Source organism: Streptomyces vulcanius, assembly GCF_042653945.1.
Lineage (GTDB): Bacteria > Actinomycetota > Actinomycetes > Streptomycetales > Streptomycetaceae > Streptomyces > Streptomyces mangrovi.
Window position 1 is genome coordinate 182486 of record NZ_JBHSFK010000001.1, and the last position, 22671, is coordinate 205156.

Sequence of the window (22671 nt, forward strand, 5' to 3'; positions counted from 1 at the left end):
TCAGAACCTCTCCGGGAAGATCAGGGCGAGGACGAGATAGCCCAGCAGGGCGACGGCCACGATCAGGCCGACGCCCATCTCGAAATTCGAAACAGCCTCGGCGGTCACAGCTTCGTCACCCCCTTGGCGACGAAGGCCACCAGCGCGAACACCGCGATCGTGGTGACGACGAAGGCCAGATCGGCCATCGCGAACTCCTTGAACTAGAAGACGTTCGGAAGAGGTGCGGAAGAGAGGCGGACAGTTAGAGGAAACTCGCCCCCGGCCGGAATCGGCCGCCCGTTGACGACTCCCTGACGGCCACCCCCGCACCCTTGACGGGTCTCTTACGGCGCCTCTCGCAGCGGGCTGCTCAGGGCAGCCGGAAACGCTGGTGCGGGTGGGTCGGCAGACGGTGACCGCGTCATGAGCCCGTCACCCCGGCCGGCTGGCGGCACGCACCCCCTGGCGCGGGCACATCGTGCGTACGGACGCGCTGGTGGCCATACGGCCGTAGTGACCCCCGCCTGCCGATACCGTCACGTGGTGATGGGGATGATGCCGAGGGGTTCGGTGGTGGGCTGTTCTGAGCCGCCGGCGGGTTCGACCGTGATTCCCACGCCGACGGCATCGGCGGGGGACCCCTTCAGGACACGGGATTCGCCCTGCGCGGCGCCCGGCAGAAGGCCCGCAGGCCGGAGATCGCCTTCCTCGGCGGCGTACCAGAGCTCATAGACCTTGCCCTCGGCCAGGGCGGGAAGACCGTGGGCGGCGAACACCGCGCGGGCCCGGGCACGGGACACGACGACCGCGGCGGTGGTGCCACCGGCCAGCTCTCCGGTGTGGACGGTGGCATCGGGCGCGGTGAGGACATCGGTGATCGCGGAGTTCGCCGCCCAGGCCCGCTGCTCGGCCAGGGTCGCCTGGTCACGCGCGTCGTCGGCCCGGCCGTGCTGCCAGACCGCGATCCCGCCGAGTGCGGCTGCCGCCGCGATGCTCGCGGCGAGTGCCAGGCGCAGCACCCGGTGTCCGGAGGTCCGCGGACGCCGTCGTCCTCCGTCCTGACGGGTGTGGGCGACGGCCTGGAGGGTGCGGGCGCGTGCCTGCGACGTCACCGGGACGTCCTCGCCCAGGCCGCCCAGACGTGCCGCGGTCTCCTGGAGTTCGGCGACCTCCCGGCGGCACTGGTCGCAGCCGGCGAGATGGTTCTCGAACGCGGCTTCCTCGGCGGGCGGCAGGGCGTGCAGCACGTACGCGCCGACGGCCAGGTGGGGGTCCTCCTCCGTGGTCATGTCCCGGCCTCCAGACAGTCCCGCAGTCGCAGCAGCCCTGCCCGCATTCGAGACTTCACCGTTCCTTCCGGGGTGGACAGCGCGTCGGCGACCTCGATGTAGGTCAGGCCCTGGTAGTAGGCGAGCATCAGCGGCACTCGCTGCACACGGTCCAGCGAGGCGAGGCAGCGGTAGAGGCGCCGCTGCTCGTCACGGTCCTGGACGGTCTCCGCCACCTCGTCGAAGGCCCGCTCCGGATCGAGGACGCCCGAGCGCTGTTCGCGTTCCGCGCCCGCCTGGGCGGCGCGTACCCGGTCCACCGCCCGCCGGTGGGCGAGGGTGAGTACCCAGGCTTTCGCCGTTCCGCGCTCGCGGTCGTAGCGGCCCGCGGTGCGCCAGACCTCGATCATCACGTCCTGGGTCACCTCCTCCGCCTGCGCGGGGTCCCGCAGAATCCGGCAGGCCAGTCCCATGACGGTGCCGGACAGCGCGTCATAGATGCCGGTGAACGCGTCCTGGTCGCCGTCGGCCACGCGGACCAGGAGTTCCTCCACCCGGACGTTCGGCTCCAAGCCGTGCGGCACAGCCCTGCTCCCCTCGTGCCTTGTGCGGTGGCGGTGCGGTCGTGCGGAGGGAGGAGTGGGACACCGGGACGCCCGTCATGTGTCCCCCGACGTGTCGTGCCCGGATCCCAGCTCGAGCAGGACGTGTACGGTCTTGCCGCCGAGAGCGGGGACCAGCCTGATCCGTCCTCCCAGCCCCCGGATGAGCCCCATGCCGAAGCCTCCGTGCTCGTCGCCGCCCGAGCAGCGGCAGAGATCGGGAAGCTCCTCGCTGTGGTCGGCGACGGCGATGTCCAGCTGGCCGTCCCGGACGGTGAGCGTCAGCCTGCAGGGATCGGACGTGTGGCGGACCGCGTTGGTCACCAGTTCGGAGACGACGAGGACCGCGTCCGACACGCGGTCGACCGGGTCGGTCGCCTTCAGCCAGCGCTCACTGACGTGACGGGCGATGGACGGGGCGCGCCGGGTGTGCGGCAGGGCGACGACGTACTGCGCCGTCGTCGGCGGTGACGTGGTTATGGACATGAGCGCTCCTTTGAACAGCTCGTCCGGGACGGTTCGCTTCGCAGGGAATTCGTAGCCGCGGGCCGTGCGGATGCCACAGCGCCGCACACGGAAAGCCGCGGGTTCTCACCCGGCCGGGCGAACTGGGCGTCGAGATTTTCCGGCCGTCCCGTCATCTGTCCGGCCGCCGGCTTCGAATCCCTCGCGTCCGGCACGGTGAGACGGGAGAGCAGCAGTCACCCGTCGAACGTGCATCGCTGAGATTTCGAGGGAGATGTGTCCGATGACCGCATCCCTGCGAGTCCGTCGCCTGGCCGCCGGGGCCGCCGCGACGGGCCTACTGGCCGGAGGGACCGCGCTCGGCATGGCCGGCACGGCGACTGCGGCTCCCGCCCCCGCGTCCGCGTCCGCGTCCGCGTCCGCCGCGACCGTGGTGAGCAGTGACCATCACGGCAAGTGCCACTGGGAGAAGGGCCACTGGGAAAAGAAGTGGGTCAAGGGTCACTGGGAGAAGAAGCCGGTCCATCACAAGACCTGGCACAACGGCCACTGGGTGCACCACCACTCCTTCAAGTGGGTCCACGTTCCCGGCCACTGGGAGCACCACTGGGTCAAGGGGCACTGGGACTGCCACCATCGCTGACCGCGAAGTTCTGTAGTACCCGCGCTGACACCGGTTCGCCGGTGTCAGCCCGTGTCAGCCGGTGTGAACCGGTGTCAGCGCCCCGGGCGCTGTTGCCTGATGCGCTGGGCGATCTCGCTGTTCTCCGTCTCCCACCAGGGACGGACGAGGTCCGGCTCCGGCCCTCGCTCCGTCGCCGCGGATGCCGCGGATGCCGCGGGGATCAGCTCCGCGTCCAGGCGGTGGTCCAGGGCGGCGGCCTCGGCGCGTTCGGTGCGCGCCCACTGGGCGAGGACGGCGAGCAGGAAGGGCAGCGCCACCAGTTCGGCGATGCCGATCATGGCGCCGCCGCCGAGCTGCTGGTCATGGTGTACGTCCGGTGCCCAGGAAGGGGCGTGGTCCAGGTACCAGGCCCCGGCGATCAGCGTGCCGTGGGTCATCACCACGATGCCCGGCACCGCGTCGACGACGCCGTCGAGGAACACCAGCGCCGCCCGGACCGGATGCGTGCACCACCTCGGCAGCGCCTCCTCGCGGGTGAGCACCGGCACCACGAACAGACTGCCCACGAGCAGCAGGTGAAGGTACATCAGTTCGTGCAGCCAGCCGTCGCGCAGGGCGGTCTCGAAGTAGGGGGTGAAGTACACCGTCAGTTCGGTCGTGAGGACCAGGGCCGTGCTGACCAGCGGAAAGGTGAGCAGGCGCACCAGCCGTCCGGTCAGCGCCCGCCGGACCCGGGCGGCGGCCGGCTCGGGCAGGGACCGGAGGGCCAGCCCCAACGGGTCGCCGAGCGCCAGCCCGAGCGGGGCGACCAGGTCGAGGAGGATGTTCTGGACGGCGGCAGGCCAGAACAGCGCGTGGTCGTACCCGGCCAGCGAGGACATCGTGGCCACGACGAGCGTGCCGAGGCCGAGCAGCGCGAACGCCGCGACGCGGGCCGCGGGCCAGTGCTCGCCCCGCCGCCTCAGCCGCAGTACCCCGCGGCCGTACAGCGCGCCGAGCAGGACGACCAGCAGCAGCGCCGGCACGTCGAGGTGCCATGACGAGAGCAACCGTCCCACGGTGAGCTCAGGCGGACTCCCCATCACGACCTCCACGACCTCCCTCCGGGACCCTACGCCGCGCACCCGCCGGAGCCGCCCTCCTCATACCGGGTTCACACCGAACTCCAGGAGACACCTGTATGCCCGGGTGACATACGCGCCCATAAGGTCATCAATGGCGTAGAAAGTCCCAGAGCCCCTGTTGTATGCACGTCCGACCGGAGCGAGGGACCATGGCCAGGAGCATTGCGGACGCAGGCCCACCACCCGACAGCCTGAAGCCCGACGCGATCGGGTTCGTCGACGCGCTCGTCATCGGGCTCAACTCCACCTCCCCGGCGTACTCGCTGGCCGCGGTCATCGGCCCGATCGTGGCGCTCGTGGGCCTCTACGCCCCCGGTGTGCTGGTCGCCTCGTTCGTGCCGATGCTGCTGATCGCCTCGGCGTTCTTCTACCTCAACAAGGTCGACCAGGACTGCGGGACGACGTTCTCGTGGGTCACCCGGGCCATGGGGCCGTGGGCCGGCTGGCTCGGGGGCTGGGCCATCACGATGACCGGTGTGCTGGTCGTCGGGTCGCTGGCGGACGTCGCCGTGAGCTTCGCGCTGCTCGCCTTCGGCCTCGACAGCTGGGCCGACAACGACTTCGTACGCCAAACGCTCGCCGTGCTGCTCATCCTCGTGATGACGACCGTGTGCGTCATCGGCACGGAACTGTCGGCCAAGGTGCAGAACGTCCTCATCCTCGCGCAGGTCGCCTGTCTGCTCGCGTTCGTGGTGGTGGCGCTGTACCGCGTCTACGCCGGTACGGGCACAAGCGGTTCGATCGAACCGTCGATCAGATGGCTGAACCCCTTCGGAGCCGGCGGCGGAACGCTGACCGGGGCCCTGCTGCTGGGCGTGTTCATCTACTGGGGCTGGGAGTCCGCGGTCAATCTGACCGAGGAGGTCGAGGACTCCGCCACCGCTCCCGGCAAGGCGGGCGTCTGGTCCACCGTCGTGCTGCTGGTGACCTACGTGTCCGTCGGCTTCGCGGTCGTCGCCTACGCCGGAACGGCCTTCCTCGCCGAGAACGCCGGGGAGGAGGAGTTCGTCTTCGCCCTGCTCGCCGACGAGGTGATGGGCGGCTGGGACTGGGTCGTCCTGCTGGCGGTCTCGACGTCCGCGCTGGCGTCGACACAGACGACGATCATCCCGGCGTCCCGTACGGCGCTGTCCATGGCACGCCGGTACGCGCTGCCCGCGCACTTCGGGCACATCCACCCGCGCTTCCGCACACCCGACGTGAGCACGTGGTGGGTCGCCGGTGTCGCCATCGCCTGGTACGTCGTCGTCAACCAGATCAGCACCAACGCCCTCTTCGACTCGCTCACCGCGCTGTCGTTGCTGATCGCGTTCTACTACGCGCTCACGGGCGTCGCCTGCGCGGTCTACTACCGCCGCCATCTGACCGAGAGCGTCCGCCACTTCGTGCTGATCGGCCTCGGCCCGCTGGTCGGCGCCGGGCTGCTGGCGTGGCTGCTGGTGGAGTCGGTCTCCGACATGTCCGACCCCGCGAACTCCTACAGCGGTGTCTCGTGGTTCGGGCTCGGTCCCCCGCTCGTCATCGGCATCGGTATCGCCGTGGCGGGGGTGGTGCTCATGGTCGTGTGGCGGCTCATGTCGCCCGCCTTCTGGTCGGAACGCCCGGGCGTGGCCGACCCCGAGCTGGTCCACAACGTCCACAACGTCCACGGCGGGGAGTTCTGAGATGGCGGTCGTCCTCGGATACGACGAATCCCCGGGCGCCGTACGCGCACTGCGCGTCGCGATCCAGATGGCGGCGGCGTTCCGCGAGCCGTTGGTACTCGTGTACGGCGCCGCGGCCCCCGGGGCGGTGGGTGAGGAGTACCGGGCCCACCAGGAGGCCGTCCGTGAGGCCGGACGCGTCGCACTCGATCACGCCGTCACTGCGGCCGACAAGGCAGGCGTGACGACGACCGTCGAGATCATCGACCAGAAGCCGGCGCAGGCGCTGATCGGCGCCGCGTCCCGCCATGACGCGAGGTTCATCGTGGTGGGCACCTGGGGCGAGAGCCCCATGCGCGGGGCGCTGCTGGGCTCGACCCCGCACAGGCTTCTGCACCTGTCGAGCATCCCGGTCCTGTGCGTCCCGACCGGACCATGAGCCGGCCGCTCGAACCCTGAGGCCCTGGACCTCCCGTCGCCGCTCTACTCTTGGCCCGTGAACACCCTCGATCAGGCAGGCAGCACACCCAGACCGCAGTCGTTGATGCTGAGCTTCTTCGGTATCCACGCCCTCGGCCGGGACGTCGCCCTGTCGACCGGCAGTCTGATCGACGTGTTCGGGCCGGCCGGGATCACCGAGGACGCCGTACGGTCCACGCTCACCCGGATGGTCAAGCGCGGCCTGCTCGAACGGTACCGGCGGGGCCGCAAGACGTACTTCGGGCCGACCGAGCGGGCCACCGAAGTCCTGCGGGGCGGCTACGACCGCGTCTGGCACACCGGCGCGGTCAACCGGGACTGGGACGGCACCTGGACCCTCGTCGGCTTCTCGCTCCCCGAGGCATGGCGCAGCGAACGGCACGATCTGCGCTCCCGGCTGGTGTGGAACGGCTTCGGCCCGCTGCAGAACGGTCTGTGGGTGGCCCCCGGCACGGTGGACGTGCCCGAGGTGGTGGCGGGGCTCGGGCTCGACTCGTATCTGCGGGTCTTCCAGGGGGCCACGGCCGTCGCTCCGACGGACGCGCGCACCGTGCTGCACACGGCGTTCGACGTCGACTCCGTCGCCAAGGGGTACGAGGCGTTCCTGGCCCGGTGGAGCACGGACGCCGGGGACACCGGCGGTGCGCGGGAGGCCGGCGAGGCCAGTGCTCTCGTACGGCAGTTGCTGTTGCACACCGACTGGCTGGAGCAGGTCCGGCAGGACCCGCATCTGCCCGCCGAGCATCTGCCCGAGGGGTGGCCCGCGGCCCGGGCGGAGGAGCGCTTCCACGAACTGGCGCTCCGCTACGAGGCGCCGGCCCGCCAGGAGGCCGCGAGTGCGCTGGACCTGATCCCGGTGGCCGACTCCCCCGCTTGACCTGCCCTTGAACCTCCGTTGAACCGCCCGTGACACCTCCGGCGGGCATCCCTGTCCGCCATTACAGGGCAACCTATTGACCGTCGTCGAAAAACTGCCCTACATTCATCGCGTTCTCGGCACCGGAGCCCCCTACAGGTGCCGCCATCCCCGCCGCTCACAGGGGAGCACACGTGTCCATCGAAACGCGCACCCAGCCTGGTTCCACCGGCGAACCCAAACCGTCCGGCGGTCTGCCCGTCGGCACCCTCGTCGCCGGCTGCTTCGCGGTCTGTCTGGCACAGATCGCCCTCGCCATGCCGGCCACCCTGAACGGACTCTTCCAGGAGGATCTGCATCCCGTCGGCTCGCAGCTGACCTGGATCTCGGACGCGTTCCTGCTGCCGGTCTCCGTCCTGGAGCTGACCTTCGGCGTCCTCGGCGACCTCTTCGGACGCAAGCGTCTGCTGGTCGGCGGCGGTGCGCTGCTGGTCGCCGGCGAGGCGCTGGCCGCCGCCAGCACCGGCATCCACATGCTCTGGGTCGGCCAGGCCATCGCCGGTCTGGGCGCGGCGGCACTGTTCCCGACCTCGCTCGCGATGATCGCCGCGGGCACCCACTCGGCCCGGGACCGGGCCCGTACCATCACGATCTGGGCCGCCGCGCTCTCCAGCGGCGGTTTCATCGCCCCGGTCCTCGGCGGCATCACCGGCAACTACGGCTCCTGGCGCTGGGCCTTCATCGTCGTCACCGGCCTGGCCGTGGTCAGTACGGTGCTCAGCCAGGTGCTGGCGACGAACTCCAGTGCCCCGCAGGGCCGTTCACTCGACCTGGCCGGCCAGATCACCATCGGCGTCGGTATGTTCGCCCTGCTGTACGCCGTGATCCAGGGGCCGGCGGACGGCTGGACGGCGACCCCGGTCGTCATCGCGTACGTCGCCGCCGCGCTGTTCATCGGGCTGTTCGTGGTGGCCGAACGACGCGCCGCATCCCCGCTGTTGCGTCTCGACCTGTTCAAGAACCGGGCGTTCGCGGTGGCGTCGTTCGTCGCGGTGGTGGGCATGTTCAGCTACCTCGGCACCGCCTACGCGACCAGCATCCGGCTCGGCCCGATCCAGCATCAGAGCCCGCTGCGCGGCTCGTTCGCGTTCATCCTGCTCAACTGCTGGACCCTGCTGCTGATGCCGGTGATCTCCCGGCTCCTCGAGCGGGTCAGCGCGCGCTGGGTGCTCGGCCTCGGTCTGGGGCTGATGGCGGCGGGTGACTTCCTGGCCGCGGCGCTGCCGGTGGAGGACCGCGCGCTGACCTCGCTGATCCTGCCCATCGGGCTGGTCGGTGTGGGCTTCGCGCTCACGGTCTCCTCCATCACCGCCACGGCCGTCAACACGGTGCCGGTCCACTACGCCGGCATGGCCAGCGCGTCGACGAGCCTGCTGCGCGACTTCGGCTTCACGCTCGGCCCGGCCGTCATCGGCGCGATCGCGCTGAGCCGTGCCGCCGACGAGTTCGCCCGGAACCTCGCCGCCTCCGGCCTCTCCACCCAGGCGAAGGCAGCGGCGGCGCAGGTCGCGGCCGAGGGCGGCCCGCTCGCCTCGAACTCCGTCCCGCCGTCCTCCCCGCCCGGCGGCGCGGTGCCCATCGCCCTGGAAGCCCTCGGCAACGGCTACGCGATCGGTTACATGGTCTGCGGCGTCGCCGCCCTGGCCTGCTGCCTCCTCAGCGTGATCGCCCTGCGCGGGACGGCGAACGAGCCGGCGCCGGCGGGCCTCGGCGAGGAGGAGCCCGCGGCCGTCTGAGCGAACCCCTGAACGCGTGTGGCGCCGTCCCGTCAGGCGCGTCGGCCGACGGCGACGAAGGTGGCGCCGAAGAACCGCAGCGCGCTCGTGTCGTGCTCGACCCGCCGGAAGGCGTCGTCCCAGCGGGCGATGTCGTCCGGCGTGGCGAGGCCCTCGGCGAGGAGGGTCTCGCGGGCGGCCCAGGCCGGGCCGCGCATGCCGGGCGGGGGTGTGAGGACGTTGATGTGGCCCTCGAACGCGACGACCTCCAGACCCGCCGCGGTGAGGAGTTCGTCGAGCCGGGTGCCGACGGTGAGGTCGTTGCCCAGGCGCCGGTGCAGCTCGCGGTACCGGTCGTCCATCTCGTCGTACGCGGCGGGGGCTCCCCGCAGCCGGAAGGAGTTCGCGTCGATGTCGGCGAGGTACACCGTGCCGCCGCCGGGCCTGGCCAGCGTGGCGAGGTGGTCGACGATCGACTGCTCCCGGCCGCCGTTGTGGGCCAGGACGTGCCGGAGCATCACCAGGTCGAAGGTGCCCGCGTCCAGCCCGGTGGCGTCGGCGGAGCCGCGGGAGGTGCGCACCGGTACGCCGACGCGGGCGGTGAGCGCCGACGCCACGGCCAGCGCGTCGCCGTCGCGGTCGACCGCCGCTACGGCGCCGTCCGGGGCGGCGAGGGCCGCCAGCCGCACCGCGATCGCGCCGGGGCCGCACCCCACGTCGGCGATCCGTGCGCCGGGGACCGCTCCGGCGGTGGTCCACAGGTCGTGTTCCCGCCGCTCGGCGACGTCGGCCATGAGCCGGTAGCGCGCGATCTCGGAGTCGTCGAGCGTGAGCGAGTAGTCGGCCACTTCGGTGTTTCCCTTCATCGGCCGTGGGGCGGCGGGGCGATCGGATGACACAGCAGGCAACCTACGTACGTGCCGAGCCGGCGACGCCGGTGCGACACACCCCCGGCCAGATCGTCCAGGACCACGCTTGTCCGGTCTGGACCTGGCTGGGAACATGCTCGGGTGTGGACCCGACGCCTGCGATCGAGAGCACGTCTGTTATCGGTCTTCCTTCCCGTCACCCTGGGCCTGTCCCTGGTCGTGGCCCTGGGTCTGGTCGGCGTCGGCCGTACCGCTCCGGCGTCGCAGGACCGGCCGGACCGGCCGGCGTCCCGTGAGTACGTCGACATCGCCTCGGTCGCCCCGGCCCCCACCCCTCAGGCCGGTCCCGGCGCCTCCACCGGGAGCTACGCCGAGGACTGCGGGCGCAACACCGAGGGCCACCGCAACGCGGACAACGTGGTGTTCTCGCCGGGCGTGCCGGGCGGCGCCCACCACACGCACGACTACATCGGCAACCGGTCGACGAACGCCCACTCCACCAACGCGAGTCTGGCCTCGGCGGCGACCACCTGCGAGGACGGCGACCACTCCGCGTACTACTGGCCGGTGGTGCGCCGGCTGGACCGCGCCGGGGCGGACGCCGACGCCGTGGGCGGCGGGCGGGACGGCAACACCGGCGCGATCGTGACGGCGGCGTCGGTGCGGGTGGAGTTCCGCGGCAACCCGGCGGGCCCGGTGGTCGCCATGCCCCGCTTTCTGCGGCTGGTCACCGGCGACCCGGTCGCCCATCTCAACAGCCTCCCGCAGGTGCACGCCCAGTGGGGCTGCTCCGGGCACCCCGAGCGGTTCACTACGCGGTACACCCGGTGCCCCGCCGGCAGCGGGGTGACGCGCACCTTCGACTTCCCGAGCTGCTGGGACGGCCTGAACATCGACAGCGCCGACCACCGCGGTCACGTGGTGTTCCCCGCGGCGGGCGGCATCTGCCCGCAGAACACCTTCCCCGTACCGCAGTTGCGGGTGACGGTCGGCTACGACCTGCCGCCCGGGACGCCGTACGCGGTGGACTCCTTCCCCGAGCAGGTGCGCGACCCGAAGACCGATCACGCTCTGTTCGTCAATGTCATGACGGAGCGTCAAATGGCGCAGGTGGTGGGCTGTTTGAACGAGGGCCGGAACTGCCGGGGAGATAGGTGACCGTCGTCACATTGAACCGGTCGGCGCCGGGGCCCGTGTTCAGCGCGTCGGATCGGCAGACGGACGGGAGAAGGTGAATGGCGGCGGCACTGTGGTCCCGAGGCCGGGAGAAACCCCGCGGTCGGGAGAGGCGGAGAACGGGCGACGAGGCCCTCATCCGGGCCCTCTACGAAGAGCACGGCGGAGCCCTGCTCGCCTACGCGCGGCGGCTGACCGGTGATCACGCCGCCGCCGAGGACGTGGTCCAGGAGACCCTGATCCGGGCCTGGAAGCATCCCGAGGCCCTGGTCAACGGAAAGGGCTCGGTGCGCGGCTGGCTGCTCACCGTGGCCCGGAACATCATCACCGACCGGTACCGGGCCAAGGCGGCCCGTCCGACGGAGGTCGCCGAGTCCGCGGCCACCCCGCCGGTGGAGAAGGACCACGCGGACGCGGTGGTGGACTCGATGCTGGTGATGGAGGCCCTCGACCGGCTCTCACCGGACCACCGGGAGGTGCTCAAGGAAATCTACTTCCAGGGCAGGAGCGTGACCGAGGCCGCCGAAACTCTCGGGATCCCGCCCGGCACCGTCAAATCCCGGTCACACTATGCCCTGAAGATGTTGCGGGACCTCTACCGGAGCACGCCCGGACCGGCCCCGCTCGCCGTGGTGAAGGAGGTGGCGGTATGAGCATCAAGGAACACGACAGCGCACTGCTCGGCGCCTACGTCCTCGGCGCGCTCGACGAGCAGGAGGTGCGGGACGTGGACGAACACGTGGCGTCCTGCGAGAGGTGCCGCGACGAACTGGACGGACTGCGCGAGATGGAGAGCGCGCTGGGCGAGGTGCCGCCCGAGGCGTTCATCGACGGGCCGCCGGAGGGCGGCGACCTGGTCCTGCAGCGGACCCTGCGGCAGGCCCGCAGCGAGGGGGACCGCTCCGAACTGCGGCGGCGCGTGGCACTGTCCGCGGTCGCGGCCGTCGCCGCGGCGGCCGTCCTGGGCTTGGGCATCGTGCTCGGCCAGGGCTCCGGCACGGAGCGCAACGAGGCCGGGGGTACGCCGAGTTCCGCCCCGGTCAGCACCCCGCCGGTCAGCACCCCGCCGGCCGGCACGAGAGTGGCCTCGGGCACCAGCACCGCCACCGGCGCCCGGGCGACCGTCCGGCTGGTCCCGGCCCGCGAATGGGTACGGGTCAACGCGGCGGTGGCCGGAATCCCGGCCGGCGAGCGGTGCCGGCTGATCGTCGAGACCGCGGACGGCAGGCGTGAGGTGGCCGGCAGCTGGGTCGTCGCGGACCGGCTCAAGGGCTCCCACCTCGACGGCTCCGCGGCCGTGCCCGTCGACGACGTGACCAAGGTCGTCGTGGAGAACGAGCAGGGCAAGGAGTACGTGGCCGTGGATCTGTGACCTGTGACCTCCCGGTGCGGGCCCATGGTGTAGCGGGCTCCACCGTGAGGTCGGGTGGCCGCTCCCTCGTGACGGCGGGCTGCGGACGGGATCGTGGAGGCAGGCAAGGAGATCGCGACGGATCTCCTTCCTCCCGCCTCCCGAGCCTCCCGATCCTCCCGTAAGGAATCGCCATGTCCTCCGTCCGCACGTTCTTCGCCGACCTGTTCCTGTGGACCTTCTTCGCGGCCGGTCTCGTCGCGAGCACGGGGGCCGGCGCGGTCCTCGACGGCACCCAGAAGAACGTGGCCACCGCGGTCGGCGGTGTCGTCTCCCTGCTGGCCGGCTCGCGGATCGCCAAGAAGCCGAGGATCAAGGCGTTCCTGTCCCGGCCGGGCACCCTCTGGTTCCTGTTCCTGTTCAACGGCGGCACGGCCGTCGCCATGTACTTCGCCATGGGCGGCGTCAAGGGGATCATCGCCGCCGCCGCGATGGGCCTGGTCTCGCTGGGCGCGGCCGGCGGACTCGTCGCCGGCTACCGGGCCCGCCAGGACACCGCCCGCCATGCCCGGCACGCCCGCCAGGGCGCCGCGCCGCAGCCCGCCCCGCAGACGCCCTGGGCCTGAGCGCCCCCCCGTCAAGCACACCCGAAGGGGAGCAGGTCACAGTCACTCCGAGGGCAAGGTCACAGGCGTGCCCTCTGCTGCTCCTTCGACGGTCTGCCCTAGCATCCGAGCATGACGGTCCTGCCTGACGACGGGCTCGAGCTGGCGGCCGAGTTCCCCGACACCACCCATGAGCAGTGGCAGCGCCTGGTAGCGGGCGTGCTGCGCAAGACGGGCAAGGAAGTCGAGGGGGACGCCGCCGAGGAAGCCCTGTCCACCGCGCTGGAGGACGGGCTGCGCACCCGTCCGCTGTACACCGCGCGCGACACCGCGCCCGAGCCGGGCCTGCCCGGGTTCGCGCCCTTCGTGCGCGGCGCCCGGCCCGAGGGGAACACCGTCGGGGGGTGGGACGTACGGCAGCGGCACGCGGTGGCCGACGGCGGCGCGGTTCTCGCCGACCTGGAGAACGGGGTCACCTCGCTGTGGCTGGTGGCCGGGGACGGCGGGATTCCGGTGGCGTCCCTCGGTTCCGTCCTCGACGGCGTGTATCTCGATCTGGCGCCCGTCGTCCTCGACGCCGGGGACGAAACCGGGCCCGCCGCACGGGAGTTGCTGCGGCTGTACGAGGAGCGGGGTGTCGCGCCGGACGCGGCGCGCGGGAATCTGGGCGGTGATCCGCTCGGGTACGAGGCCCGGACGGGGCAGCGGGGCGACTTCGCGGCGGTGGCCGGTCTGGCCCGGCGGTGCGCCGAGCAGTATCCGGGAGTGCGGGCGCTGACCGTGGACGCGCTGCCGTACCACGAGGCCGGCGGCTCCGCCGCGCAGGAACTGGGCTGCTCGCTGGCGGCCGGCGTCGCGTATCTGCGGGAGCTGGCCGAGGTCGGGATGGGCGTCGAACAGGCCTGCGGGCAGCTGGAGTTCCGGTACGCGGCGACTGCCGACCAGTTCCTCACGATCGCCAAGCTGCGGGCCGCGCGCCGGCTGTGGGCGCGGGTCGCCGAGGTGTGCGGGGCGCCGGCCGCGGGGGCGCAGACGCAGCACGCCGTGACCTCGCCGGTGATGATGACCCGCCGCGACCCGTGGGTGAACATGCTGCGCACCACGATCGCCACGCTGGCGGCGGGCACGGGCGGGGCGGACTCCGTGACCGTGCTGCCGTTCGACGACGCGCTCGGTCTGCCGGACGCGTTCGCCCGCCGGATCGCCCGCAACACCTCGACCATCCTCGTCGAGGAGTCCCATCTGGCCCGGGTGATCGACCCGGCCGGGGGCTCCTGGTACGTGGAGCGGCTCACGGACGAACTCGCCCACGCGGGCTGGGAGTTCTTCCGGGGCATCGAGAGCGACGGCGGACTGGCCGCCGTCCTGCGTTCGGGGCGGCTCGCCGACGGCCTCGCGGCCACCTGGGCGACGCGCAGCCAGAAGCTCGCCAAGCGGCGCGAACCCGTCACCGGGGTCAGCGAGTTCCCGTTCCTCGCCGAGAAGCCGGTGGTGCGCGAGAGCGCGCCCGCGCCGCGCTCCGGCGGTCTGCCGCGGGTGCGCCGAGACGAGGCGTACGAGGCGCTGCGGGCCCGTTCGGACGCCCATCTCGCCGCGACCGGCGCCCGGCCGCGGGTCTTCCTGGCCGCCATCGGTCCGGCCGCCGCGCACACCGCGCGCACCACGTTCGCCGCCAACCTCTTCCAGGCGGGCGGCATCGAACCCGTCACCGGGGGCACCTTCGAGGAGAGCGGCGCCACCGAGGTCTGCCTGTGCTCCAGCGACGCGCTGTACGAGGAGCGCGCGCAGGCCGTGGCGGCGGAGCTGCGGGCCGCCGGTGCCTCGCACGTGTTCCTCGCCGGCCGGCCCGGGCAGTTCCCCGGTGTCGACGCGTACGTCTTCGCAGGCTGCGACGCCGTGGCCGTGCTGTCATCCACCCTCGACCGCATGGGAGTTGTGTCCTGATGGGTATCCCCGACTTCTCCGGGATCGAGCTGGGGACCCCGGCCGCCGACGGCGGCGGCGCCGACGAGTGGCGCAGGGCGGTGAAGAAGGCGGCCGGCGGCGACGATCTGCTCTGGGAGACCCCGGAGGGCATCGCCGTCAAGCCGCTGTACACCGGGCAGGACCTGGAGGGCCTGGACTTCCTGGCCACCTATCCGGGCGCGGCCCCGTATCTGCGCGGGCCGTACCCCACCATGTACGTCAACCAGCCCTGGACGATCCGTCAGTACGCGGGCTTCTCCACGGCCGAGGAGTCCAACGCCTTCTACCGGCGCAATCTGGCGGCGGGTCAGAAGGGCCTGTCGGTCGCCTTCGACCTGCCCACGCACCGCGGTTACGACAGCGACCACCCGCGGGTGACCGGTGACGTCGGCATGGCGGGGGTCGCCATCGACTCGATCTACGACATGCGGCAGTTGTTCGACGGCATCCCGCTGGACAGGATGACCGTGTCGATGACGATGAACGGCGCCGTGCTGCCGGTGCTCGCGCTGTACATCGTGGCGGCGGAGGAACAGGGCGTGCCGCCCGAGAAGTTGGCCGGGACCATCCAGAACGACATCCTCAAGGAGTTCATGGTCCGCAACACCTACATCTATCCACCGAAGCCGTCGATGCGGATCATCTCCGACATCTTCGCGTTCACCTCGCAGCGGATGCCCCGCTACAACTCGATCTCCATCTCCGGCTACCACATCCAAGAGGCGGGCGCGACGGCCGACCTGGAGCTGGCGTACACCCTCGCCGACGGTGTCGAGTACCTCCGGGCCGGGCGGGAGGCCGGCCTGGACGTGGACGCGTTCGCGCCCCGGCTGTCGTTCTTCTGGGCGATCGGCATGAACTTCTTCATGGAGATCGCCAAGATGCGGGCGGCGCGCCTGCTGTGGGCGAAGCTGGTGCGGCAGTTCGACCCGAAGAACGCCAAGTCCCTTTCGCTGCGCACCCATTCGCAGACCTCCGGCTGGTCGCTGACCGCGCAGGACGTGTTCAACAACGTCACGCGGACGTGTGTGGAGGCGATGGCGGCGACCCAGGGCCACACCCAGTCGCTGCACACCAACGCCCTCGACGAGGCCCTCGCGCTGCCCACCGACTTCTCGGCGCGCATCGCCCGCAACACCCAGCTGCTCATCCAGCAGGAGTCCGGCACCACCCGGGTCATCGACCCGTGGGGCGGCAGCGCGTATGTGGAGAAGCTGACGTACGACCTCGCCCGGCGGGCCTGGCAGCACATCGAGGAGGTCGAGGCGGCGGGCGGCATGGCGCAGGCCATCGACGCCGGTATCCCCAAGCTGCGGGTGGAGGAGGCGGCGGCGCGTACCCAGGCCCGGATCGACTCCGGACGTCAGCCGGTGATCGGCGTCAACAAGTACCGCGTCGAGACCGACGAGCAGATCGACGTCCTCAAGGTCGACAACTCCTCCGTGCGCACCCAGCAGATCGAGAAGCTGCGGCGGCTGCGCGCGGAGCGGGACGACGTCGAGTGCCGGGCCGCCCTCGACGCGCTCACCCGGGCCGCCGGCGGCGAGGGCAACCTGCTGGAGCTGGCGGTGAACGCGGCCCGCGCGAAGGCGACCGTAGGCGAGATCTCCGACGCCCTGGAGAAGGTGTACGGGCGGCACGCGAGCCAGATCCGTACGATCTCCGGCGTGTACCGCAACGAAGCAGGCGAGTCGCCGAACGTGGAGCGCACCCGCTCCCTGGTGTCCGCGTTCGCGGAGGCCGAGGGCCGCCGGCCGCGCATCCTGGTCGCCAAGATGGGCCAGGACGGCCACGACCGCGGCCAGAAGGTCATCGCCACCGCGTTCGCCGACCTCGGCTTCGACGTCGACGTCGGCCCGCTGTTCCAGACCCCGGCCGAGGTCGCGCGCCAGGCCGTCGAGGCGGACGTGCACATCGTCGGGGTGTCCTCGCTGGCCGCCGGCCACCTCACCCTCGTACCGGCACTGCGCGAGCAGCTCGCCGAGGAGGGCCGCGAGGACATCATGATCGTGGTCGGCGGGGTGATCCCGCCGCAGGACGTGTCCACCCTCCTGGAGATGGGCGCGGCGGCCGTCTTCCCGCCCGGCACGGTGATCCCGGACGCGGCGTACGACCTCGTGGCGCGGCTGGCGGCCGACCTCGGGCACGAGCTGTGATCGATGTCGACGCGTATGTGAAGGGCGTGCTCGACGGGAAGCGGGCGCTGATCGCGCGCGCCATCACGCTCGTCGAGTCGACGCGGTCACAACACCGCGTGCAGGCGCAGGAGTTGCTGACCGAGCTGCTGCCGCACAGCGGGCGGGCGCGGCGGATCGGGATCAGCGGGGTGCCCGGCGTGGGCAAGTCGACGTTCATCGACGCGTTCGGGACGATGCTGACCTCTCTGGGGCACCGGGTGGCGGTGCTCGCCGTCGACCCGTCGTCGAGCCGGACGGGCGGCTCGATCCTCGGCGACAAGACCCGGATGGAGCGGCTGGCCGTCGACCCGGCGGCCTTCGTACGGCCCTCCCCCACCGCCGGGACGCTCGGCGGCGTCGCGAAGGCGACCCGGGAGTCGATCGTGGTGATGGAGGCGGCCGGATACGACGTCGTCCTCGTCGAGACGGTCGGCGTCGGGCAGTCCGAGACCGCCGTCGCCAACATGGTCGACTCCTTCCTGCTGCTCACCCTGGCCCGCACCGGCGACCAGTTGCAGGGCATCAAGAAGGGCGTCCTGGAACTGGCCGACGTGATCGCCGTCAACAAGGCGGACGGCCCGCACGAGCGCGACGCGCGCGCGGCGGCCCGGGAACTGGCGGGCGCGCTGCGGCTGATGCACGGCGCCGACGCGGTCTGGTCACCGCCGGTGCTGAGTTGCAGCGCCCGGGAGTCCACCGGCCTGGACACGGTCTGGGAGCGTCTGGAACAGCACCGCACGCTCCTGGACTCGACCGGGCGGCTGGCCGCCAAGCGCCGTGAGCAGCAGGTCGACTGGACCTGGAACATGGTCCGCGACGAGCTCCTGGGCCGGCTGCACGCCGACCCGGCGGTACGGTCCCTCGCGCCCGCTCTCGAACAGCGGGTCAGGGAAGGCGAGTTGACGGCGACGCTGGCCGCCGAGCGGATTCTCGGGGCGTTCGGCACGCAGGCTCCCTGATCAGCCCTGTGGTAGCTTGCCGGGGCCAGTCGTACTCCTGTGCGTACCTGTGAAGGGACGTGCACGGGTCAGGGAATCCGGTGCGAATCCGGAACTGACGCGCAGCGGTGAGGGTGACGGGCGGGGCAACGGCCACTGGAGCGCGAGCGCGCTGCGGGAAGGCGCCTCGTCCGGTGGACCCCGAGTCCGAAGACCTGCTGGCGGCCTCCGGCGGCGGCAAGCGGCCGGGGGAGCTCCGTACGACCGGGCTTCGCGCCAGAGCCCTCGACGCCGAAGGAAGTCCCGTGCCGCTCGCACGCCCCTCTGTGCTGTTCCTTGCCTGCGCCCTCCTGTTGACCGCCTGTGGCGGGTCCGGCGGCGGCGACTCCGCAAGCGGCGACCGGGCGGCCGTCACCCTCGACAACTGCGGGCAGAAGGTCACCGTCGAGAACCCGCCGAAGCGGGCCGTCTCCCTCAACCAGGGCACGACCGAGATCATGCTGTCGCTGGGGCTGGCCGACCGTATGGCGGGCACCGCCACCTGGACCGATCCGGTGGCGAAGGGCCTGGAGAAGGCCGAGGCGAAGGTGCCACGGCTGGCGGACAACGCGCCCTCCTTCGAGAAGGTCCTGGACGCCGAGCCCGACTTCGTCGCCGCCTCCTTCGCCTCCACCTTCGGCAAGGGCGGCGTGGCCACGCGCGCGCAGTTCGGGAAGCTCGGCGTGCCCACCTACCTCTCCCCCGCCGACTGTGCCGGCAAGGACAACAGCGGCGGCGGCGACGGCGTCCGCACCGGGCCGCTGACCCTGGACGCGGTCTACGGCGAGATACGCGACCTGGCGAGGATCTTCGGCGTGGAGGAGCGCGGCGAGCGGCTCGTCGCCGGGCTCCGGGGCCGGGTGGAGAAGGCGACCTCCGGGCTGGACGCCAAGGGTGTGACCCTCATGTACTGGTTCGCCAACTCCCGGTCCCCGTACCTGGCGGGCTGCTGCGGCGCCCCCGGCATCGTCACCGGCGAACTCGGCGCGAGGAACGTCTTCGACGACACACACGAGGAGTGGCCCCAGGTCGGCTGGGAGACCGTCGCCGACCGCGACCCGGACGTCCTCGTCATCGGCGACCTGATCCGCGAGCAGGAGACCGCCGAGACCGCCGCCAGGAAGATCGAGTTCCTGGAGGGCGACCCGGTCACGAAGAACATGACGGCGGTGCGGAAGAAGCGGTACGTGCGGCTGTCCGGGCAGGCGATGAACCCGACGATCCGGACCGTCGAGGGCATCGAGAAGGTGGCGGCGGCGCTGCGCACCTACGGCCTCGCGGGATGACCGACGCCCTGGCGTGGGCGGCCGGTCTCGTGCTGCTGTGCGTGTCCGTCGCCGTGGCGATCACCATCGGGCCCGCGGACATCGCCGTCGGGGACGTCTGGGCCACCGTGGCCGCCCATCTCGGCTGGGGGCACTCGGGGTTGTCGCCGATCAGGGACGGCATCGTGTGGAACCTGCGGCTGCCGCGCACCCTGCTCGCCGCGGTGTGCGGGGCCGGGCTCGCGGTGTGCGGGGCGGTGATGCAGTCGCTGCTGCGCAACCCGCTCGCCGATCCCTTCGTCCTCGGTGTCTCCTCCGGCGCCTCGACCGGCGCGGTCCTGGTCGTCGTACTCGGCGCGGGCGGCGGGCTGCTGTCGGTGTCCGGGGGCGCGTTCCTGGGCGCGGCGGTCTCCTTCGCGCTGGTGCTGCTGCTCAGCCACACGCTGGGCGGCACCACCGACCGGGTGGTGCTCGCCGGGGTCGCGGCGATGCAGCTGTTCTCCGCGCTGACCTCGTTCGTGGTGCTGACGGCGGCCGACGCGGAGACCACCCGCGGTGTGCTGTTCTGGCTGCTCGGCTCGCTCAGCGGGGCCGGCTGGACGGACGTGCACGTGGGCCTGGCGGCGCTGGCGGTGTGTCTGCTGGTGTGCGCGGGGTACGCCCGCACGCTGGACGCGTTCGCGTTCGGGCAGGACGCGGCCGCCTCGCTGGGGGTGCACGTGGCCCGCACCCGTCTGGTGCTGCTGTGCGCGACCGCCCTGCTGACGGCGGTCCTGGTCAGCTCTGCGGGCGCGATCGGCTTCGTCGGCCTGGTGCTGCCGCACGCCACGCGCGTGCTGACCGGCCCCGGCCACACCCGGCTGCTGCCGGCCACCGCGCTCGCCGGGGCGGTGTTCCTGGTCTGGGTCGACACCCTGGCCCGTACCGTCCTGGACCCGCAGGAGGTGCCGGTGGGTGTGGTGACCTCCCTGATCGGTGTCCCGGCGTTCGTCGTGGTCCTGTACCGCGGAAGGGGTGCCACCCCATGACCCTGCGCGCCGACCGCGTCAGCCGCGGCGCCGACGGCACCCTGATCCTCGACGGCGTCAGCCTCACCCCCCGCCCCGGCGAGGTCACCGGGCTGCTCGGCCCGAACGGCTCCGGCAAGTCCACGCTGCTGCGGCTGCTCGCGGGGGTCCTCGCGCCGGCCTCCGGAGTCGTCACCCTGGACGGCCGTCCCCTCGACGGGCTGAGCCGGCGTACGGTCGCCCGTCGCGTCGCCGTCGTCGAACAGCAGGCCGACACCCAGGTCGCGCTGACCGTCCTGGACGTCGTACGCCTCGGCCGTGTCCCGCACCGCCGGGCCTTCGCCCCCGCCTCGCCCGCCGACGAGGAGGCGGTGCGCACCGCGCTGGCCCGTACCGGGCTCGCCGACCGGGCCGACCGCGCCTGGCACACCCTCTCCGGCGGCGAACGCCAGCGGGCCCAGATCGCCCGCGCGCTCGCCCAGGAGCCACGGGAACTGCTCCTGGACGAACCCACCAACCACCTCGACATCAGCCACCAGCTCGCCCTGCTGGCCCTCATCACCGAACTCCGCCTCACCAGCGTCGTCGCGCTGCACGACCTGAACCTCGCGGCGATGTACTGCGACCGGCTGGTGGTCCTGGGACAGGGCAGGGTGGTGGCGTCCGGCACCCCCGACGACGTTCTGACCGAGACCCTGATCGCCGATGTCTACGGTGTCCGGGCCGCCGTCACCCGCGCCGACGACCGCCCCCACATCCGCTTCCTGGGGCCCGTGGCGGACTCCTGAGGGCGGGCCCACCGTACGGCGGCCGGGGCCGCGAGGCCGGTCAGGGCGAACAGCGCCCCCACGACGTACCAGCCGGGGCGGCCCCAGGTGATGCAGAGCGCGACGAGCAGCCCCGGCCCGAGCGCCTCGGCCAGGCCCGCGCCCAGGCCGAAGACGCCCAGGTACTGGCCGGTGGCGTGGGTCGGGGCGAGCGCGAAGGAGACCTCGAAGCCGGCGGCGGAGTGCCAGAGCTCGCCGAGTGTGTGGACGACGGCTGCGGTCAGGAGCAGCAGCGCGGCGGGCAGGGCCGGGAGGCCGGCGCTCGGCGCGATCAGCGCGCAGGAGACGAGGAAGGCGAGACCGGCGCGGCGGTAGGCGCGGCCTCCGGCGGCCGGGGAGTCGACGCCGCGGCTCGCCCGTACCTGGAACGCGACGACCATGGCGGTGCCGACGAGCATGGTGCCCGAGATCAGCCAGTGCGGTGCGGCGGTCTCGGTGACCAGCCACAGCGGGAGGGCGACGGTGAGCACCTTGAACTGGACGGCCATGACACCGTCGAGGACGGTGAGCAGCAGGTAGGGCCGGTCCCGCAGGGCGATCCACCGCGGGCCCCCGGGGTCCGGCGGCACGGGCGCGACCGGCGGCAGCCGGAGGAGGACCGCCGCGGCGGCCACGAAGCCCAGCGCGTTGCCGACGACCATGAGCTGGTAGGCCGTGTGGGTGCCGACCTGGACGGTCCAGCCGGCCAGTACGGCGCCGACGGAGACGCCGATGTTGGTGACGGCCCGCAGCCGGGCCCGGAACTCCTGCGGCCGGTCCCCTCCGTAGTGCCTGATGAGCGGGGTGCGCGCGGCGAGCCCGGCCGCCTTCGCGCCGGTCGCGGCGGTCGCGGCGAGCACGAACGGCCAGAAGCCGTCGGCCAGGAGGAAGGCGGCCGTGGCGAGGGCCTGGACGACGAGGGTGGTCAGGTAGACGCCCCGGGCGCCGCGCCGGTCCGCGAGGTGGCCGGCGGCGATACCGACGGCCAGGGACACGCACCCGGCGATGCCGAGTCCGAGGCCCACCTGTCCGGCCGGGAGGCCGACCGCCTCGGTGAAGTACAGGACGCCCGCGGTGAGATACAGACCGCTGCCGACGGTGTAGACGAAGTTCGATACGACGAGGACGCGCCGGCCGCGGCTCATGGGCGCCAGTACAGCGCCGGGTCGGGGTGACCGGTGAAGCCGAGGTCGCGGTAGAGCGGTTCGCCCTCGGCGGAGGCGTAGAGGTCGACGCGGGCGACCTCGCGTTCCCGGAACCAGTCGAGCAGGTCCCCGAGGATCGCCCGGCTGTGGCCCCGGCGGCGGTACGCCGGGTCGGTGACGACGCCGATCACCTGGCCGATGCGGCCGTTGCGCAGATGCGGGCCGGGCAGACGCTGCTCGACCGTGCCGATCCCGCAGGCCGCGAGACGGCCGTCGCCGCCCGCGCCGTCCGCGCCGTCTACGACAAGGACGCGTACGGCGTCGGCGGTCAGCTGCTCCTTCAGCACCACGGCCAGCGCGTCCAGCCAGCCGTCGTCCGCCGGGCCGGGGTGGAAGAAGTCGCCGTCGAGGCCGTCGAAGAGCAGGGCCCGCAGGCGCAGGAGTTCCACGAGGTCGTACTCCGCCGCCTGCCGTACGTCGAATACGTGTCCGATGCGTTGAGGCATAC

General features: G+C 72.1%; 23 protein-coding genes and 1 riboswitch. Of the genes, 15 read left to right on the forward strand and 8 right to left on the reverse strand.

Annotated elements, in window-relative coordinates:
* The 4 genes from kdpF to ACFPIH_RS00890 all read right to left on the reverse strand — a co-directional run bounded on the left by kdpF (position 1) and on the right by ACFPIH_RS00890 (position 2338).
* The gene (gene kdpF / locus ACFPIH_RS00875; protein ID WP_151470798.1) at positions 1 to 78 is read right to left on the reverse strand and encodes a K(+)-transporting ATPase subunit F; all 78 of its coding nucleotides are present in this window, start codon (positions 76 to 78) and stop codon (positions 1 to 3) included.
* Positions 79 to 518: 440 nt separating this feature from the next.
* Positions 519 to 1271, reverse strand: coding sequence for an anti-sigma factor (locus ACFPIH_RS00880; protein ID WP_381166159.1), 753 nt, complete (start codon positions 1269 to 1271; stop codon positions 519 to 521).
* Positions 1268 to 1834, reverse strand: a complete 567-nt coding sequence (gene sigK, locus ACFPIH_RS00885; RefSeq protein WP_381166161.1) for an ECF RNA polymerase sigma factor SigK — start codon at positions 1832 to 1834, stop codon at positions 1268 to 1270. The genes ACFPIH_RS00880 and sigK overlap by 4 nt, the downstream gene beginning before the upstream one ends.
* 75 nt (positions 1835 to 1909) lie before the next feature.
* Positions 1910 to 2338, reverse strand: coding sequence for an ATP-binding protein (locus ACFPIH_RS00890; protein WP_381166163.1), 429 nt, complete (start codon positions 2336 to 2338; stop codon positions 1910 to 1912).
* Between the two features lie 262 nt (positions 2339 to 2600).
* Between ACFPIH_RS00890 and ACFPIH_RS00895 the strand changes: the two genes are divergently transcribed.
* Positions 2601 to 2960 (forward strand): hypothetical protein, encoded by a 360-nt coding sequence (locus ACFPIH_RS00895; RefSeq protein WP_381166165.1) that lies wholly within the window; start codon positions 2601 to 2603, stop codon positions 2958 to 2960.
* A 74-nt stretch (positions 2961 to 3034) separates the two neighbouring features.
* Here the strand turns inward: ACFPIH_RS00895 and ACFPIH_RS00900 are convergent, their stop codons facing one another.
* Positions 3035 to 4024 carry a cytochrome c oxidase assembly protein gene (locus ACFPIH_RS00900; protein WP_381166167.1) on the reverse strand — a complete coding sequence of 330 codons (990 nt, stop codon included), beginning with the start codon at positions 4022 to 4024 and terminating at the stop codon, positions 3035 to 3037.
* A gap of 191 nt (positions 4025 to 4215) precedes the next feature.
* On the opposite strand from ACFPIH_RS00900, the gene ACFPIH_RS00905 reads away from it, so the two are divergent.
* The 4 genes from ACFPIH_RS00905 (at position 4216) to ACFPIH_RS00920 (ending at position 8841) form a co-directional block, all read left to right on the forward strand.
* Complete coding sequence (locus ACFPIH_RS00905) at positions 4216 to 5730, forward strand: APC family permease (RefSeq protein ID WP_381166168.1); 1515 nt, start codon at positions 4216 to 4218, stop codon at positions 5728 to 5730.
* A gap of 1 nt (position 5731) precedes the next feature.
* The gene (locus tag ACFPIH_RS00910; RefSeq protein WP_381166170.1) at positions 5732 to 6148 is read left to right on the forward strand and encodes a universal stress protein; all 417 of its coding nucleotides are present in this window, start codon (positions 5732 to 5734) and stop codon (positions 6146 to 6148) included.
* A gap of 57 nt (positions 6149 to 6205) precedes the next feature.
* Positions 6206 to 7066 carry a PaaX family transcriptional regulator gene (locus tag ACFPIH_RS00915; RefSeq protein WP_381166172.1) on the forward strand — a complete coding sequence of 287 codons (861 nt, stop codon included), beginning with the start codon at positions 6206 to 6208 and terminating at the stop codon, positions 7064 to 7066.
* Positions 7067 to 7239: 173 nt separating this feature from the next.
* Positions 7240 to 8841, forward strand: a complete 1602-nt coding sequence (locus ACFPIH_RS00920; RefSeq protein ID WP_381166174.1) for an MFS transporter — start codon at positions 7240 to 7242, stop codon at positions 8839 to 8841.
* A 32-nt stretch (positions 8842 to 8873) separates the two neighbouring features.
* Here ACFPIH_RS00920 and ACFPIH_RS00925 read toward each other — a convergent pair whose 3' ends face one another.
* Positions 8874 to 9668, reverse strand: coding sequence for a class I SAM-dependent methyltransferase (locus ACFPIH_RS00925; RefSeq protein ID WP_381166176.1), 795 nt, complete (start codon positions 9666 to 9668; stop codon positions 8874 to 8876).
* 162 nt (positions 9669 to 9830) lie between these two features.
* Between ACFPIH_RS00925 and ACFPIH_RS00930 the strand changes: the two genes are divergently transcribed.
* From ACFPIH_RS00930 to ACFPIH_RS00975, 10 genes are all read left to right on the forward strand, one after another.
* Positions 9831 to 10847, forward strand: coding sequence for a DUF1996 domain-containing protein (locus tag ACFPIH_RS00930; protein ID WP_381166178.1), 1017 nt, complete (start codon positions 9831 to 9833; stop codon positions 10845 to 10847).
* Positions 10848 to 10924: 77 nt separating this feature from the next.
* A complete protein-coding gene (locus ACFPIH_RS00935; protein WP_381166180.1) occupies positions 10925 to 11518 on the forward strand; it encodes a sigma-70 family RNA polymerase sigma factor in 594 nt (197 codons plus the stop codon).
* Complete coding sequence (locus tag ACFPIH_RS00940; protein WP_381166182.1) at positions 11515 to 12237, forward strand: anti-sigma factor family protein; 723 nt, start codon at positions 11515 to 11517, stop codon at positions 12235 to 12237. The genes ACFPIH_RS00935 and ACFPIH_RS00940 overlap by 4 nt, the downstream gene beginning before the upstream one ends.
* A gap of 173 nt (positions 12238 to 12410) precedes the next feature.
* Positions 12411 to 12842 (forward strand): hypothetical protein, encoded by a 432-nt coding sequence (locus ACFPIH_RS00945; protein ID WP_381166184.1) that lies wholly within the window; start codon positions 12411 to 12413, stop codon positions 12840 to 12842.
* Between the two features lie 111 nt (positions 12843 to 12953).
* Complete coding sequence (locus ACFPIH_RS00950) at positions 12954 to 14765, forward strand: methylmalonyl-CoA mutase family protein (protein WP_381166186.1); 1812 nt, start codon at positions 12954 to 12956, stop codon at positions 14763 to 14765.
* Entirely contained in the window at positions 14765 to 16942 is a 2178-nt protein-coding gene (gene scpA / locus ACFPIH_RS00955) for a methylmalonyl-CoA mutase (protein ID WP_381166188.1), read from the forward strand. Before ACFPIH_RS00950 ends, scpA begins: the two co-directional genes overlap by 1 nt.
* A complete protein-coding gene (meaB, locus tag ACFPIH_RS00960) occupies positions 16939 to 17922 on the forward strand; it encodes a methylmalonyl Co-A mutase-associated GTPase MeaB (protein WP_381166190.1) in 984 nt (327 codons plus the stop codon). Before scpA ends, meaB begins: the two co-directional genes overlap by 4 nt.
* 24 nt (positions 17923 to 17946) lie before the next feature.
* A riboswitch (cobalamin riboswitch) is annotated at positions 17947 to 18124 on the forward strand.
* An 82-nt stretch (positions 18125 to 18206) separates the two neighbouring features.
* The gene (locus tag ACFPIH_RS00965; RefSeq protein WP_381166667.1) at positions 18207 to 19226 is read left to right on the forward strand and encodes an ABC transporter substrate-binding protein; all 1020 of its coding nucleotides are present in this window, start codon (positions 18207 to 18209) and stop codon (positions 19224 to 19226) included.
* Positions 19223 to 20233, forward strand: a complete 1011-nt coding sequence (locus ACFPIH_RS00970) for a FecCD family ABC transporter permease (RefSeq protein WP_381166192.1) — start codon at positions 19223 to 19225, stop codon at positions 20231 to 20233. Before ACFPIH_RS00965 ends, ACFPIH_RS00970 begins: the two co-directional genes overlap by 4 nt.
* Positions 20230 to 21000, forward strand: a complete 771-nt coding sequence (locus ACFPIH_RS00975) for an ABC transporter ATP-binding protein (RefSeq protein ID WP_381166194.1) — start codon at positions 20230 to 20232, stop codon at positions 20998 to 21000. The genes ACFPIH_RS00970 and ACFPIH_RS00975 overlap by 4 nt, the downstream gene beginning before the upstream one ends.
* On the opposite strand, the gene ACFPIH_RS00980 is transcribed toward ACFPIH_RS00975, so the two are convergent.
* Both ACFPIH_RS00980 and ACFPIH_RS00985 read right to left on the reverse strand, forming a co-directional pair.
* Positions 20922 to 22163 (reverse strand): MFS transporter, encoded by a 1242-nt coding sequence (locus ACFPIH_RS00980; RefSeq protein WP_381166196.1) that lies wholly within the window; start codon positions 22161 to 22163, stop codon positions 20922 to 20924. The two genes, ACFPIH_RS00975 and ACFPIH_RS00980, sit on opposite strands and share 79 nt — an antisense overlap.
* Positions 22160 to 22669 carry a GNAT family N-acetyltransferase gene (locus ACFPIH_RS00985; RefSeq protein ID WP_381166198.1) on the reverse strand — a complete coding sequence of 170 codons (510 nt, stop codon included), beginning with the start codon at positions 22667 to 22669 and terminating at the stop codon, positions 22160 to 22162. The genes ACFPIH_RS00980 and ACFPIH_RS00985 overlap by 4 nt, the downstream gene beginning before the upstream one ends.
* Positions 22670 to 22671 lie beyond the last annotated feature (2 nt).